This is a genomic window from Dyadobacter sp. 22481 (assembly GCF_052044875.1).
GTDB classification, from domain to species: Bacteria; Bacteroidota; Bacteroidia; order Cytophagales; family Spirosomataceae; genus Dyadobacter; species Dyadobacter endophyticus.
This window is the reverse complement of sequence record NZ_JBQENV010000005.1, coordinates 160,753-176,100: the sequence shown is the minus strand read 5'-3', so window position 1 is coordinate 176,100 and position 15,348 is coordinate 160,753. Positions and strand designations below refer to the sequence as shown.

Sequence of the window (15,348 nt, the reverse complement as noted above, 5' to 3'; positions counted from 1 at the left end):
TAGTCTCACGAAGTGCTTTTAAAAGTCGATGAAATCTTTACTTTAAAAACATGAAAATAGCGCTCAAAATTAATACCGAAGCCAGCACATTTGAAGCGGATCCTGATATGCCTCTCTTGTGGCTTATCAGGGACGAAGCGAAGTTAAAAGGAACCAAGTTTGGGTGTGGTAAAGGAATATGCGGCGCTTGTTCGGTTCATATAGACGGAGAATTGGTTCGCTCATGCCTGTATCCGGCACATATGGCCCATGAAAAAGCGGTGACCACCATTGAGGGTTTGTCAAAGGGGCAGGATCGCCTGCACTTCGTACAGCAGGCATGGTTGGAAGTGCAGGTGCCGCAATGTGGATATTGTCAACCCGGATTTATGATGGCTGCTGCCGATTTTCTGAAAAGACACAAAAACCCTACGGAAGAAGATATTCAAAACAGCATTTCCAACATTTGCCGTTGCGGGACCTATCCGCGCATTATCAAAGCGATTCTCCTGGCTGCCCAAACAAAAAATCATGAAAGTATCGACTGAAAAGCCAAAAAAGGGATTTTCCAGAAGGAAATTTCTGGCCCGTTCCGGTGCAACAATACTCGGGTCGGTTGCCTTACTTTATTTTGGACGGTCCAGAGTTCGCGGTGCGCTGAGCAATTTGGCCGCTGGTATGAAGTTTGACTCCGGCGTCACTGATTTTGATCCGACGGTGTGGTTTGAGGTTAATGCCGACAATACCATCACATTGAAGTCTCCGAAAGTAGAAATGGGGCAGGGTATTTTTACAGGTTTTGCTATCCTGGCGGCCGAAGAACTCGATGTAGACTTTGCCGGTATCAAGGTCGTTCATGCATCGACGTTATCGGGCCCGCAAAGCACCGCGAGCACCGGAATGAGCAACAGCACCGCTTCTTTGTACACTGGTATCAGAGAAGTGGCTGCCACATTGCGGGAAACCTTAAAACTGGCCGCATCGAAGTTATGGGGCGTTCCAATAACCACTTTGCAAACTGCCGATGGTGTGATCACATCCGGAAGCCATCGGGCGACTTATGCAGAAATAGCGCAGCAAACCAAAAAATGGAAGCTGGCTCAAACTCCTGCTTTACGTCCGGCATCCACTTTTAAACTGATCGGTAAGGAGCACAAACGGGTCGATGCCGAGGAAAAAGTATTGGGCAAAGCAGTTTATGGAATTGATACGGACATTCCCGGAATGCTTTACGGTTCCGTTTTGTATTGTCCGTACTTTGGCGGTGAGGTAAAAACGGCGGATACCTCGCGTGCCTCAGATAGCCCTGGCGTCTTAAAGATTGTTCAGGATAAGCAGTGGATTGGTGTGGTGGCGAGAACAAGGTATGCAGCGGAGCAAGCTGTCTCAAAAATTGAAGTCTCCTGGGCTTTTGAACCAAATTATTCAACAAGGGACGCAATTGAGGCTATTACGGTAGGCAATGGAGTGGCAGTAGTTATGCAAGACGAAGGCGATGCTACGGTCGACTCAAAAAGTGAACGGATGATCGGTGAGTACCGGACCCCGCTTGGCTATCATGCGTCCATGGAACCCAGTGTAATGATTGCAGATGTATCTGGCGAAACCGTAACATTATATGCCTCTACACAGAATTCAGCTTTCATGCGCGAAACTATTGCCGCTGAAACTGATTTCAAAGAGGAAAATATTGAAATTATTCCAAGATTCATCGGAGGAGGATTTGGACGTAGGGGATACAAACACAATGGAATTGAGGCTGTCAAACTTTCCAAAGCTGCGGGTAAGCCGGTACACCTGCTTTATACCAGGCAACAGGAATTTCAAAACGGACATGTAAGGCCCAACACGCATCATATCATTCACGGCCAATTGGATACAAACGGTAAAGTTTCGGTTTTACAACATGAATTTGCGACTGGCTCTATGGCATTCTTAGCTGTTCCCATCGCAAAAACCATCATTGGAGCCGACTTCCCGGCGGCGGGTCACGGAGCCAGGATTCCCTATACCATTCCAAACAAAACCACCAAAATATGGGGCGGTGATCTCCCTTTTCAGACCGGTTTGTGGCGGGGTGTAGGCATGTTTGCCAATACATTTGCTATGGAAAGCTTTATGGATGAAATGGCAGAGAGGGCAGGCGTTGACCCCTTAAAATTTAGAATTGAACATTGCGGCAACACTGAACTGCTGCAACGCCGTAAAAAGTTGTTATTGAAGCTTGGAGAAGAGGGCGGATGGAATACACCTAAAACTGATTCGCTTGGTCGGGGCATAGCGGTCTGTGAGGACCGGGGTACCATATCGGCGGCGTTGGTTGAGGTACAAATTATAGATAAAAAAATAAAGGTCACAAGAGTCGTCCAAGCCATTGATGCGGGAATAATCGTAAATCCAAACGGTGTCAGACAGCAGGTAGAGGGAGCCACGATCATGGCCATCAGCGCTGCCATTTATGAAGAGGCTACGATTGAAAACAGTCAGTTTGTGCAAACAAATTTTGTTGATTATCAGGTAGCTACGCTCAGGGATACGCCTCAAATCGAGGTGATCATCCAGGGAAGTCTGGAATTGCCCTCTGGTGTGGGAGAACCTCCAATTTCGCCTGTGGCGCCCGCTATTGCTAATGCTATTTACAATCTATCCGGGATACGTCTAAGATCGCTTCCATTGCAGGCCGCATTGGAGGCTCATTACCGGGATTCAGAAAAATAGAATAGTTAATCAACACTAATCTGATGGCAATGGAGTGATTAGCTCTCCAGGTTTCCTGGTGGCTTTGTGTAGGTACAGTTAAAATAAAGGTGGGAGTTTATGACTTCCACCTTTATAGTTGATTTAGTCATTGACAGCAAAGCATCAACGCCTATAAAAACTCCGTTATTTTGCCCTTTGCGGAAGCATGTTCCGGTAGTAGCGACTTTCAGTTAAACAATTGAACAAACTTCTGATATCCAGGCTGCATCATCGGCGGGTAAATCACTTGACCGTAGAGACAATACGTTCCTGCAACGGAAGGGGCACGCGACGATTGTCCAGCATTATAATGTGGTGAACCCTTTTCTTGTCGTCATGAGCTGGAAAAAGGAATGGCTAAATTAACCATTCCCATTTATCCTGTAATTCTCAACGACTGTATCAAATCATCAACTATTTCCAGGTGATAGCTCAATATAATAGGGCTTCCGTCAAATTTTCCCGAAGCCTCCGCCTTTAAAATGCTTTCCGTTCCTTTTTCTTTATAGCTGACAGGCTGCATGGTAGCCTCGTATCGCGCGTTGGCATCCGCAATCCAAAGTTCTATCTCTTTCCGTCCTGTGCGTTTTGCCTTCATCATAGACTACGGCTGTTTCAGAAAAACAATTTGAGTAAGCAACGCTATCAAAGGCGTTTTGTGTCTTTACTAAGTCTGATACTACCTTCGGTAAGTTCATATTTTTTATGTAAGGATATTAAATGGTTGGTACTGTGCCGCCGTCAATGACAAAATTTGTTCCTGTTAAATAATTGGCTCTTGGTGAAACCAAAAAGCCAACCAATTCGGCTACTTCTTCCGGTTTGGCGGGCCTGCCGTAAGGTATCCCACCCAATGCATCTACGACACCTTGCTGAGCTTCTTCAACAGTACTATTAGCGTTTCTTGCGATCTCGCCCAACCAGGCTATCGATGCAGTAGTATTTATCCATCCTGGTGAAACAGTCAGCACGCGGACACCTTTTGGCGTAACTTCATTCGATAAGCTTTTACTGTAATTGATCAACCCTGCTTTTGCAGCTGCATATGGCAACGTAGAATCGTACAGCGGCAATATGGCTTGTATGGAAGCTATGTGAATAATAACACCGCTTTTCCGATCGATCATTTGCGGCAAAAATCCTCTGTCAAGCCGGACAGGAGCAAGTAAATTAGCTTGCAGAGTTGATATCCAATCCTGATCATTCAATGCTGAAAAACCACCGGCGGGTGTTGATGAACCACCCAGATTGTTTACAAGGATATCCAGCCTACCATAAGTTGATAGCACCTCGCTTATCACCTTTTGTGATCCTTCTGCCTTACTTAAATCCGAAGGAATGAAATGAAAATTGCTGTTTTCCTGTTCCGGTGCGTTTCTTGCGGTAATAATAACCGTTGCACCAGCTTGTACAAGCCTTTCTGCAATTGCCTTTCCGGCCCCTTTTGTACCTCCTGTTACCAAGGCGATCTTGCCTGATAGCTCATTGTTGAACTTAAACTGTTCCATCTATTGTCCTACTTTTAAGAATTGATTATAGGACAAAATTGACGTATAAAAGAAGTTGAGACAAGTACGGCATTACGATTCATATAGGGATAAATTATTCTCCTATTGTCCAAATCGGAACATACGCTTATGTTTGCATTATGTATGAGAGAAAAACGATACCGAACTTGAATTGTGGACTTGATCTGATAGGTGAGGTCCTTTACGGCAAATGGAAAATCCGTTTGCTGTGGTTTATCAATGAGGGTCATAAACGCCCAAGCGAATTGCAGCGCAAAATCCCCGACGCTTCACGCAGGGTTTTGAATATTCAGTTGAAAGAATTGGAGGAACATGAACTGATTACGAGAAAAATTTATCCCGTTGTACCGCCAAAAGTAGAATACAGCCTTACCGATTTTGGTAAGACGATGATCCCTGTGATTGCCGCATTAGGGCAATGGAGTAATGAACATGAAGACCGTTTACGGGATGTAATTTTAAGACATGCTGTAAATTCCGATTTGGACGTACCCATAGTAAGTTAATCTGTATATCAGTACAATAGCTCTAATCTTTGAGTTTCTATACTACGAGGTATGTATATGTGGACAGACTTGAAGTAGGCAATAATCTTCTTCGCTAAACGATCTATTTATTTTTTAAAGTTAATGCAACCAACTATTTGTTAGCAGCGGACGGTCCCGTTTTTTTCAATTAACTCGGTTGGCCTAAGGCCAAATGTTTTTTGAAGGTGAATGAGAAGTGCGACAGATTTTCAAAACCGACTTCCAGATAAATTTCCGAAGGCCGCATCTCCCTTTTTGAAATCAGATAATGTGCTTGCTCCAAATGCTTGTGTTAAAACCACTTTTCGGGCGTCGTTTCAAAAATCTTTGTAAAATCCCGTTTGAGTGTCGACAGGCTGCGACCCGTGAGTTGGGGCATCCAATGGCAGCCTGATTACTACCAGACAGTTTATGGCTATTTCCAGGCTGCCGTTGCGAAAAAAGCCCCGGATAATTCATCATCGAGAATGCCAAGCTGTTGTCCGCTTTCTAAGGCCATTGATCAATTAAATCTGCATCTACGTAAATCATTTTTGGGGGGTAACCAAAAACAGTGCTGTTTTAGTGCCAAATCAGGACACCAAATGAAGCTGTCTAAAAAAATACCGACCCTCATCTTGTCACTAGGACTGACTGTGCTTAGCTCCGTCTGGATTGCCGGGAATGCCCAGGGTGATCACCCCGCCAAAGGCGAACTGGTGACCCAAAATTTGATTTCAGAGATATTGAAGGAGAACAAGATCGGTATAAATCCCGAACGAAACCTGAAAGTATATCTCCCAACGGGCTACCACAGTTCTACCAGACGTTACCCGGTTGTGTATTTGCTTCACAATATCTTCTGGAACAATGACCGCATGTTTGAGGATGGACGGATTATGGAGCTGATCGACAGTGCTTTCGGTAGTGGTCTTGTCGGGGAGTTTATTCTGGTCGCCCCAGACTATCGCACGGTAACTACCGGAAGCATTTACGATAATTCGCCGGTAAGCGGCCGGTGGTTGGATTACACGACCGAGGAAGTCATACCACTGATCGACCGAAAATTCCGGACAATCGCCAAAAGTGAAAGCAGGGCTGTGATCGGCGAGATGATGGGCGGCAGAGGTGCTTTGAAGTTTGCGATGGCGCGACCGGATGTGTTTGGCTTGGTCTACGCAATGCACCCTGTCGCAACCGGCATGGGTGAGCTTCCATGGAGTTATTCACAGATCGACTGGAAAAAGATTTATGATCAAAAAACAACTTCGCCGGCAAGCCTGGACGGAATTGCACAAATCTTTGTTGCTGTCTGCCAGACTTATCTTCCCAACCCTGACCGACCGCCATACTATTGTGACTTTTTTATGCAGCCCGAAGGGAATACGTTCATACCCAATCCTATTAATATGGCCAAGGCAAGGCGCGGCTTTATCATTGGGGAGTCGTTGGATGAATACACAGATAACCTGAAAAAGCTCCGAGGGCTGGCCTTTGATTGGGGAAGGTTTGATGCCATCTACGCACATGTGGATTCCAATCGTGAGCTCAGCAGAAAATTGCAGGACCTGGGTATTACCCATCAGGCGGAAGAGTATGCCGGCGGGCCGAACGAAAATACGTGGAGCCAGGGGGGGAGGTTTTATCAACGCGTGTTGCCTTTTTTGGCGGCCAAAATGGACTTTGGGGAGAAATAGTAGGAGCGTTTGTATCGAACCGAAATCAAATTGATTCATTTCATTCGGAATTCGCATGGAGAGAGTCTGTGTGAAAGCCGAATCTTGGTCGGAAAACAGATTCTGTAAGGCTAACATAAGTGAGCACAAAAAGCATATTTTTCTATCCAATGAACTGGGTGAAGTCGGAACTGTTCGGAATTTCCGAACAGTTCCGACTATAAGCAACGAAGTGTTGACATGCCAACAAAAAATCTCGTCACCAGCATACTATCGATGCATTTGATCAAGCTTTTTTAGAGAACTAACTAGGTATTCTGAAGCTGTTTGAGCCGGCCCTGATAAGCCTGCAGGTAATTTCGTTTTGTTGTCTGGTCAAGGAATGATGCAAAAATTAACTGCTCCACTTGTTCGGATCCGCTGAGCATACGTGAAACTATTCCGTCCAATACTTTCGAATTAATTCCTGCTATCCGAGCTAGTAAGACAAATTGCTGTATCACCGTACCCTGGGCTAGTTTTTTGGGTAAAAGGCCGTCGTCCAGTGCAAAATCTTTATCGCCGATATGTATACGGCTATTGAGCAAATCATAAGCTGGACTCAAACGATAATCTCCCTGATCTGTTTCAAGCAATGAGAAGTTTTTGAAATGCGCATCACCGTTAGAGAATAAATAGTTGAACATTACTGTGCGGAGCAATTTTGGTGATTCGACTGTGTAGGCGGGAACAAACTTTTGCATCAGCTCAAAAATATCTAGATAATTTCCTAAATATTTATAGTGTTCTCCATGGGTTTGGGGCGTGCGTCCCGCCAGTGATGCAAAATCATCTTGCGCACGTTTCCTGCCATCAGCAAGCCTGTCAAATCGTTTCGTAATGTAGGCCTGGGCTCCGTCCGCAAAAAAGATCAATGCGTTCTCCGCTGTTTCGATACCATAAACCTGCCTGGCGATCTGCATAGTCAGATGTTCGTTGGCCGGCATCTGATCTGGCCGGCGACCGGCGGACGGTATCGGCTTTAAAATATAAGTTCCTTGCTCACCTTCTTCGATCAATCGTAGCTTATTCTTATCAAGGGTTACAGAAAACTTTTCCTGAACACCCGATATTGAGATCCGCTTGCGGTTTTCTTCAAAAAGTTCATCGGTATCTTGATTGGTCGTCGGCGAACGATAACTCAGGATATGGCTTACACGCTTACCATCGAAGACCCGCTTTAGGCAATTTTTGCTATAAGTGTCATAGCCCGGCGCCAATGTGCCTGGGCAAAATTTAATATCCGGTAAGCTCATTGCTTTTCGATTTTAATAATTGTCACAGCTCCAATCGTGTCGCTTTTTGCAGTCGTGAGCAGCAAGCCAAAGTAGTCGTTTTGATCTATTCGGTTTAGGAGACATACCAATTGTTTATTGGAGCCTTCCGGTAACATGTTATAGAAAAAAGGGAATAAGTATTCAGACTGATAGGCTTCAATCGTTTTTGGTAAAGTCAGACTGATAGCAGGTTTCGAACTTTCTTCTACCCATTCTTTGTGGTACTGGAACTCAAACGTACCGTTGTCATCTTGTGATAGAATACCAGCCTCTTCTCCCCTGAAAAGAACTTTTGCAGCTCTCATGGATTAATTGTTTTTTTTACGCTTAGCGTGATTTCAAGGCCTAGGGCGTCACACAGCTTTTTCAGTGTTGATAAAGTAGGGTTGCCTCTGCCAGACTCAAATTTTTTTAAAGCGCCCAGCGCTACACCAGATAAGTCGGAAAGTGCTTTTTGCGTAACCTGCAGTGATTCCCGCCTTGCTTTGATCGCCTCTATGATAGATAAAAAGTGCATTATAGTGTTCTTTTTTGTGTAAAGGTATTGTTTTTTTGCGAGTTCTCTATAAAAAGTACATTATGATGTACTTTTGTGAAGTGAGCTGATCTGAGGTAGAGCATTAGTCGAAAAAGTACACTAAAATATACTTTTTTAAAAGGTCAAGTGGAGATCCGGCGAAACAGGATTTTTCATCACTATCAATGGCTTGCGGTTGTAGATCCTGGTGTACCAAATACCACTCTAATGTAAAGAAATTAATGAACCACGATAACTATGCTTCATTCCGCCAGGCATTACAACCCGCATTTGGTAGGTAAATAAACCTTCAGCAACAATTCCCCTGTAGGTGCCTTTCCAGAGCGTTCCGTGGCTTTCATTCCAGTAGTGGCTATCGGGATAGCTCGCCGTATATCGCGGTCCCGACAGGGAAGGATGTTTACAGACCTGAACGATGGATAGATAACGCATTGTTTTTCCCATAGCCTCGCAAAGCCTACAAAGATCTGGTTGACCAGGGATGGATCGATTCGATCGGACATCTTTATCCCGACGAAACGATTGACACTTTCTGGGACTATCTTAGAAATGCTTACCGCCGAAATGCCGGTCTAGGATTAGATCATTTACTTTTGAGTCCCCCAAATTGCTCCGCGTCTTGTCGCGGCAGGCGTAGACAAGCACGTCCGGGGTTGCGAAAAATCCAGACCATACACCTGCGTGGATTATTTTGGCGGATTTAGAAGAAAGATGCCTTTTTTTATAATGAGAACATACCACTGCCTGATGATCTTTTAAATGACGGCCCATCACAGCGTGCAATCGGAAGTAGTGATTACTTCGGATCGTCTACGAGATTAATTGGAACAATCATGAACTTACCAAGATCAATTAACCAGCTCTTTGTGCCTCAGTTGAAGCTCGCCCTGAATTCCAGGGGGGAAAAGTTTGTCTTTGATTTAAATAATTTACTAAAAGACTGCGGGTGTTCGAAACCGAGCTGGTAGGCTATTTCTCCTACTGTCAGGTCACTGAATGTAAGCACTTCTTTTGCTTTCTCGATAAGCTTGTTGTGGATGTGCTGCTGCGTATTCTGGCCGGTCAGTGCGCGGAGCATGTCGCCCAGGTAGCGGGGCGAAACGTGCAGCTGGTCAGAAAGATACTGGACGCTTGGCAGGCCTTTCAGCAAGGCAGTTTCGTCGTTGAAATAATTGTTCAGCAACTGGTCTAGCTTTTCCAGCAATGCATTGTTGATCGACTTGCGGGTGATAAACTGGCGTTTGTAAAAGCGCTGACTGTAATTCAGCATCAACTCCAACTGTGAAATCAGCACATCCTGACTCAGGTCGTCGATCGCCGTTTCGAGCTCGTCGCCGATGTGCATGGCAATGCCTTCGATGATCGACTTTTCTTTGTCGGACAAATGCAGCGACTCGGTCACCGAATAGGAGAAAAAGCCATACTGCTTGATTTTGGCGTCCAGTGGATAGTTTCTGAGGAAATCAGGGTGGACCAGCAAGGTAAATCCAAGGGTCGATTCGGCCACTTGAATGCCCGTCAGCGGCTGGCCCGGCGAGGAGAAAAACATCCCGCCTACCTGAAAATCGTAGGTGGTTTGCCCGTATCGCATCCGGCAGCCCGCCGATTCATTGTAGGTGATGTTATAAAAATCCATGGCAAAAGTATCAGCCAGCATTTCGGCCGTGATCTGCACCTTATTGAAATCGAGCAAGCTGATCAGCGGGTGCAAAGGTTGCGGCAGGCCAAATGCCCGCTGCATTTCTGCAATAGAGCGGTACACGCGCGGTTTAAGATGTTCCCTTTTCATAATCACATAATTGGCTGCCGGCGCAAATCGTTCCAACCCACGCCGGCAGACCATTTGATTTTAAACAGCGGCTAACAATTGTTTGATTGTTTGGCGAAAAGCCTCGTCGCCCTTAGCCAGGCGCTGCGCATACCATTCCTTGGCATCGTCGCCACAGACGTATCTTAATGTGTCGGTACCATCGGTAGCCGCACCGTACACCACTTCGGCGATTTGTTCGGACGTCGTCGCGGCTTTGTCAGGTGCCAGCATCGCTTTGAATTTGTTCGTCAATGCCTCATAAGCCGCGTGCGTGGCAAACACCGACTTCGTGCCGATTTCGGTCGCCACCAATCCGGGTTCGATGGTTTTAATCCCAATTCCAAACTCATTCAGCTCATAAGACAAGCTTTCAGCCCAGCCTTCCAGCGCAAATTTACTGGCATCATACATCGAGCTTACCGGGAAACCCATCAGCCCTGCCGATGAGCCGGTTGTGATAAAAAGTCCCGCTTTCCGCTCACGGAAATGGGGAATAAAGGCCTGCGTCACCCGCACGACACCGAAGAAGTTGGTGTCCATTTGTTGCACCAACTGCTCGTCGGTCATCGCTTCCAATGCGCCGAACAATCCATAACCCGCATTGTTAAACACCACATCAATATTGCCCAAAGCCAGTGTCTGCTGTGAGGTTTCGCGGATTTGCGCCAGGTTGGTTACATCGAGCGGCAGCAAGGTTACGTTATCCAGCGCATTGAGTTCCGTTTCATTTTCGGGCTTGCGCATGGTTGCGATCACCTTCCAGCCTTTGGCTGCAAATAATTTGGCCGTAGCCCTTCCTATACCTGTTGAAGCACCGGTAATAAAAATCGTCTTTGTCATCTGTCTCACTTGTTATTTTAGTAAGGCAAATTTCCGCGACGCGCGGCCGGCGCTTGTAGCAGATGTGGAAAATGTTGTAGCCGAAATGGTCTTGCGAAACACGGCCATAGTTCAGCTAGTCTTGGGAAAATTCTCCTGTGGATGGTTTGAGAGGCGTTTTGGATGATCAAAAATTAAATCCAAAACGTGATGAACGCGAAGGAACTGACAAGTGTGTATGATACCATCAAGTATCCCTTTCGATAATTTTTCGCGATAGATACTTGAGTCTCTTATGGAAAAAGATATTTGTGATGTCACAAAATGATACCAAAATATCCATCACCTCACTTCGTCAACAGACTTCTACTACCATGACATTTGCATCGCAAACGAAAGTACCAGACATATTTCGAATTATCGGCCTTTCTGAGGAAGATCTTTCGAAGGTAAGAAAGCGGTTTGGACACTCTCCAAAGGAAGTCGTCAAATTAAACCGTTGATGGCGCAATCTCCACAATCCTATTGCACAGAAGTGTCTATTGGTTGATGAGCTAGAAGCCTACCAAGCAGTTGTAAACAAAGCGAGTTACCGAAAAGGTTACCAGATGCTTTGACGTGGATTAGACCGTAATGATGGGCTTATCTTTTAAAAACCCACAATAACTACTTTTTTGAATGAAAAAAGCGACCTTTAAGTCGCTCTGGATTATCCCGCTGGGATCATACAATTCGAAGCAACAAATTGTTTATCAACTCTTTAAGGCCTGTCAAATCTTTTACTCACCTTGTCACTCACCAATTTGTGGTGGTCGGCTTGCAATTGCCTCAAAGATAGAGAATATCGTGAAGGCTTTCCTGAAATATTAACGGGTATCAAGTATGTATCGCCCATTGACCTCGCGAGATTTCTAATTTCGAGGAAATTAGGTTTATCAGGAGGACTGAAGGAAGAAGTGAGTTTACTAACTTGTGCATGTATAAGTCAAATTATCGTCCTATGAAGGTAATCACTGTTCCTTTAACTCATTCCGCTGTGCGCCGCCTTGATTATGATGTTGCCGAGCCCGGAGATTTAATAGAGATGAAATTGGAGGATGAGACATTCCATGAATTGGCTAAATGTGGCCTTTTTGATAAGATCAATGCTCTTTCAAACAAGATTATTGATGAATTCGAGGATGAAATGATAGTAGAACAATCGCAGCTGCAAGCGATACTCGAGAGCCATGTTTTTGAACCTGGCAATTATCCTGCTAGCTTGTCTGACGTTTTAGCTCGAATTGAAGCCATGTTCAAAGAAGCACTTACCAGATCTACTGGTGTATATTTCTATTTTTAGGGTTCTCGGAGACCAGGGCCTCCGTTTGAGGTGGACTTGGAATATTTATAAAAATTCTCCTGCCCGCGACTTCGGAGCGAATGGGCGGCCAGATTCAATTGTCCGACAATTGTACATCTGGCCGATTGCGGGTAAGAGGCAAACGTAGCTTTACATTGATGGTATGGCAATGACGCGTCATTCGAAATCGTCACATTAATGTTTTCAGGAGCAGGACTTCCGGGGAAAGTACAGCAACACTTTTTGTACTTGCGAAAACTTCCGTCTACTGCCCGGTCGGCTATTACATACTTACGACCAGTTTCGTTTTCGCAACAAACCAAGGGACTGGCTCACAGCCATTGCTTTCGTCATTTAGATAGGCAAGAACTTGACCGGAATTCATGTCACTGTCAAAGAGTCCATATTCGTTCAAGTTCAAGTCGAATTTGTTTGAAAATTCTCCTCCGAGATCATGACAATGAAAAGTGTGAAAGTCTCCGCTGAACTCGATACCTATATAATCAAAGCCTAAAAACTGATCATTGTTTGTTTCTTCAATGCCTTTCAGAAGTGTAAGCCGAAGTCCGATTTCCCCCATTCCGTCCGACTGAGGTTTAAATTCGTCAAGGAGGTCAGCACGCTCGCGTTCGTTAAAATACAGAGCGAATACTTTAATATCACTTAAATGAGGAAAGAACGTATTTTTGTATTCCAAAGCCGTGTCAATGTCGGTGAATACATTGATCCAACCTAATTTATGTTCATTGTGATTCTTGTCAACCCAAGCCCTGACTAAGTCGATCTCTCTGTTTGAAAGCTGGAAATTTTCTTTTGCCTCTTCTGCTTGTTCATCATTATCAGTTGTCCAGCTGTAAGACCAAATATTGACCAGATGATCATTAATACACTTACTACAAGTGTGAATCATTGCGTCGCTATATGTTCCAAAATTCATCGGAATAAGCCTTGTCAGAAAATACCCGCCTAGGTAGTGCTTTTGTTTAAGATCTATCATTCTAACTTCGATGTGTACTGCACTGCCACGGTTCTTCTTTGGATTATTGGCCGCCATTAATATACGTAAATTCGTTTGTGTTTGACGTAATCAGGTGTCTGTTTGTTTCAAGTTAGAGTGTGCAATTAGCCCAAGCATTTCGTTCAACTGCCCAAGCGATCATTTTCACGAGATTGGAATTTTCACAAACTCTCCCGCCAGCGACTTCGTAGCGTTTGAGCGGCTAGATGAGATTATGATACAATCTGACATCTGGCCAATTGCGGGTATGAGGCAATCAATAATCTGGGGTTAACCGTTAGGCTGTTAACGTACAACGGAAAAGTGAAATTTATCGGTACAGTCAAGCGTTCCCACTTGAGCAGCAAAGCACCTCGCTTGCGTTGATATGGTGTACGTAATTGATATGGATAAAAATAAAATGAGGTCGCTATGGATAGAGAATGGTTAGAACCTTGGGAAAAGATTTCTGACGATCAGGCTATGTTTTTCAAAGGCCAATTGGTCAAAGAAATTACGTCGACTCACCCTCTTTTTGGTTTGCAGCTTATGCCTATCGGCCGCAGCGAGGCAAACGATGATATTCTGGTCAGTTTAAGCACCGGGAAGTTGGCAGTTGTGCATTTAACCTGGGGGAATTCCGGAGACCATTTATGGCCAAGTACAGAGTTATACGACAGTTGGGAGGAGTTTGTAGATAAGAAGATGCTGGAAGATAACTTTGGCTATTAGGAGCTACCCGAATATTACCAGCCGGTTATTTTCACCTTTTCTCTCGCGATCCCCTCTCACCAATCGGAGGGGTCGTGAGAGAGAAGGGACTTTTCGAGAACTGATGTTAACGGTTCGGCTATCACATTATCACATTATAGAGGACGGTATGTTTTATTGGATTTTTGGGGAAGTTGGTGTGGCCCATGCCGCGAGGGGAACCCACATTTGATAGAACTTTACGAGAAATTCAGTGGGGATCATCTCGAGTTTATTGGAATTGCCTGCCAGGATCGATTTAGCCCCTGGACAAAGGCTATTGAAAAAGATGGCATCGGTATTTGGAAACATATTCTAGATTTAGATCAAAAGGAGATAAATGATACTAAGCAAAAAAAGACGATTGCGGAACGTTTCGCCGTCAATTCATTTCCCACTAAAATATTGATTGACCGTTCGGGAAAGATTGTTGCTCGTTTTCATGGAGGTGACGATGTAAAGTTAGAGGCCAAACTAAAAGAATTATTGGATTAAGATATTCAGAATTTGAGAATAGAGGTAATCTTTATTCAAGTCAAACAGCCTGTCGAAATACGTTTCATTCTCGAAACTTAGCTATTCTACCTAGACACACCCCGTTTTGTGCCATAGAACCCATAGATCATGTTCTCTGATCATCCTAGCCTGGTCAGCAAGTCATCTCGGAAGGTAGCGGACAACGGCAGGACACGATCGGCCAGGGTGATCTGATGTCTTTCAATCTTATCGATTTTGGATATAGATATGACAAAAGATTTATGAATCTGCATGAACGCTTCACGAGGTAGTTTTTCAAAAATCTCTGCAAGTTTCATTCGGGTCAGCACCTTCCGGCCGGATGTATGGAAAGTGAGGTAATTCCTGTCGGCTTCAATATAAAGCAGCAAGTCGAGATCAATGCGCGCCCAGTCGTAACCGGTTTTGACGAAAATATAATCACATGGCTTTAACCCGTTTACAACCTTCGAAAATTGTGCAGTAATCCGGTCGGTGGTTTGCAAGAAGCGGCCAAGGCCTATCGGTTTCAGCAAATAATCCGTTGCAGCAAGGTCAAACTCCTCTACGGCATATTGCGGATGAGCAGTGGTAAAGACAATATGTACCGACGGAGAAAGTATCCGGGCCAGTTCCAAGCCCGACAAATCGGGCATCTGGATGTCCAGAAATATCAGATCCACCGGATTATTTTTAATAAAAGCCAATGCCTCCGCTCCGCTGAAAAACGAGCCCAGAACATTCAGAATAGGTACTCTGCTCGCGTGGGCTAGTAAAACGCTTAGGCCTATGGGCTCATCGTCCACGAAAATGCAGCGAATATGCGCCAGATCTTTTTTCACAATAACTGCT

General features: G+C 44.8%; 15 protein-coding genes and 1 pseudogene. 7 read left to right on the top strand and 9 right to left on the bottom strand.

Going from position 1 to position 15,348, the window contains the following annotated elements; all coding sequences use genetic code 11:
* Positions 1–50 precede the first annotated feature (50 nt).
* Both ACTJJJ_RS28865 and ACTJJJ_RS28860 read left to right on the top strand, forming a co-directional pair.
* Positions 51–527, top strand: coding sequence for a (2Fe-2S)-binding protein (locus ACTJJJ_RS28865; protein WP_188927891.1), 477 nt, complete (start codon positions 51–53; stop codon positions 525–527).
* On the top strand, positions 511–2,697 hold the full coding sequence (locus tag ACTJJJ_RS28860) for a xanthine dehydrogenase family protein molybdopterin-binding subunit (protein ID WP_188927893.1): 2,187 nt from the start codon (positions 511–513) through the stop codon (positions 2,695–2,697). Before ACTJJJ_RS28865 ends, ACTJJJ_RS28860 begins: the two co-directional genes overlap by 17 nt.
* Positions 2,698–3,094: 397 nt before the next feature.
* Here the strand turns inward: ACTJJJ_RS28860 and ACTJJJ_RS28855 are convergent, their stop codons facing one another.
* Together ACTJJJ_RS28855 and ACTJJJ_RS28850 are read right to left on the bottom strand one after the other, a co-directional pair.
* Positions 3,095–3,319: a hypothetical protein gene (locus tag ACTJJJ_RS28855; protein WP_426293827.1), complete on the bottom strand. Its 225-nt coding sequence runs from the start codon at positions 3,317–3,319 to the stop codon at positions 3,095–3,097.
* A 115-nt stretch (positions 3,320–3,434) separates the two neighbouring features.
* Positions 3,435–4,226 carry an SDR family oxidoreductase gene (locus tag ACTJJJ_RS28850; protein ID WP_188927897.1) on the bottom strand — a complete coding sequence of 264 codons (792 nt, stop codon included), beginning with the start codon at positions 4,224–4,226 and terminating at the stop codon, positions 3,435–3,437.
* A 140-nt stretch (positions 4,227–4,366) separates the two neighbouring features.
* Here ACTJJJ_RS28850 and ACTJJJ_RS28845 point away from each other — a divergent pair, with 140 nt between their 5' ends.
* Positions 4,367–4,753, top strand: a complete 387-nt coding sequence (locus tag ACTJJJ_RS28845; protein WP_188927899.1) for a winged helix-turn-helix transcriptional regulator — start codon at positions 4,367–4,369, stop codon at positions 4,751–4,753.
* A 605-nt stretch (positions 4,754–5,358) separates the two neighbouring features.
* On the top strand, positions 5,359–6,450 hold the full coding sequence (locus ACTJJJ_RS28840; RefSeq protein ID WP_188927901.1) for an alpha/beta hydrolase: 1,092 nt from the start codon (positions 5,359–5,361) through the stop codon (positions 6,448–6,450).
* Between the two features lie 287 nt (positions 6,451–6,737).
* Here ACTJJJ_RS28840 and ACTJJJ_RS28835 read toward each other — a convergent pair whose 3' ends face one another.
* The 5 genes from ACTJJJ_RS28835 to ACTJJJ_RS28815 all read right to left on the bottom strand — a co-directional run bounded on the left by ACTJJJ_RS28835 (position 6,738) and on the right by ACTJJJ_RS28815 (position 10,933).
* Positions 6,738–7,724, bottom strand: coding sequence for a HipA domain-containing protein (locus ACTJJJ_RS28835; RefSeq protein WP_188927903.1), 987 nt, complete (start codon positions 7,722–7,724; stop codon positions 6,738–6,740).
* On the bottom strand, positions 7,721–8,050 hold the full coding sequence (locus ACTJJJ_RS28830; protein ID WP_188927905.1) for a HipA N-terminal domain-containing protein: 330 nt from the start codon (positions 8,048–8,050) through the stop codon (positions 7,721–7,723). Before ACTJJJ_RS28830 ends, ACTJJJ_RS28835 begins: the two co-directional genes overlap by 4 nt.
* Positions 8,047–8,262, bottom strand: a complete 216-nt coding sequence (locus ACTJJJ_RS28825) for a helix-turn-helix domain-containing protein (RefSeq protein WP_188927908.1) — start codon at positions 8,260–8,262, stop codon at positions 8,047–8,049. The genes ACTJJJ_RS28830 and ACTJJJ_RS28825 overlap by 4 nt, the downstream gene beginning before the upstream one ends.
* Positions 8,263–9,154: 892 nt before the next feature.
* Positions 9,155–10,072 (bottom strand): helix-turn-helix domain-containing protein, encoded by a 918-nt coding sequence (locus tag ACTJJJ_RS28820; protein WP_188927910.1) that lies wholly within the window; start codon positions 10,070–10,072, stop codon positions 9,155–9,157.
* Positions 10,073–10,132: 60 nt separating this feature from the next.
* A complete protein-coding gene (locus tag ACTJJJ_RS28815; RefSeq protein WP_188927912.1) occupies positions 10,133–10,933 on the bottom strand; it encodes an SDR family oxidoreductase in 801 nt (266 codons plus the stop codon).
* A gap of 979 nt (positions 10,934–11,912) precedes the next feature.
* Here ACTJJJ_RS28815 and ACTJJJ_RS28810 point away from each other — a divergent pair.
* On the top strand, positions 11,913–12,254 hold the full coding sequence (locus ACTJJJ_RS28810; RefSeq protein WP_188927914.1) for a hypothetical protein: 342 nt from the start codon (positions 11,913–11,915) through the stop codon (positions 12,252–12,254).
* A 283-nt stretch (positions 12,255–12,537) separates the two neighbouring features.
* Here the strand turns inward: ACTJJJ_RS28810 and ACTJJJ_RS28805 are convergent, their stop codons facing one another.
* A complete protein-coding gene (locus tag ACTJJJ_RS28805) occupies positions 12,538–13,308 on the bottom strand; it encodes a hypothetical protein (protein WP_188927916.1) in 771 nt (256 codons plus the stop codon).
* 375 nt (positions 13,309–13,683) lie between these two features.
* On the opposite strand from ACTJJJ_RS28805, the gene ACTJJJ_RS28800 reads away from it, so the two are divergent.
* Positions 13,684–13,983 (top strand): hypothetical protein, encoded by a 300-nt coding sequence (locus ACTJJJ_RS28800; protein ID WP_188927919.1) that lies wholly within the window; start codon positions 13,684–13,686, stop codon positions 13,981–13,983.
* A 99-nt stretch (positions 13,984–14,082) separates the two neighbouring features.
* Positions 14,083–14,496 (top strand): annotated as a pseudogene (locus ACTJJJ_RS28795) (TlpA family protein disulfide reductase); the annotation flags it as partial.
* Positions 14,497–14,636: 140 nt separating this feature from the next.
* Here ACTJJJ_RS28795 and ACTJJJ_RS28790 read toward each other — a convergent pair.
* A complete protein-coding gene (locus ACTJJJ_RS28790; protein WP_426293828.1) occupies positions 14,637–15,338 on the bottom strand; it encodes a LytR/AlgR family response regulator transcription factor in 702 nt (233 codons plus the stop codon).
* Positions 15,339–15,348 lie beyond the last annotated feature (10 nt).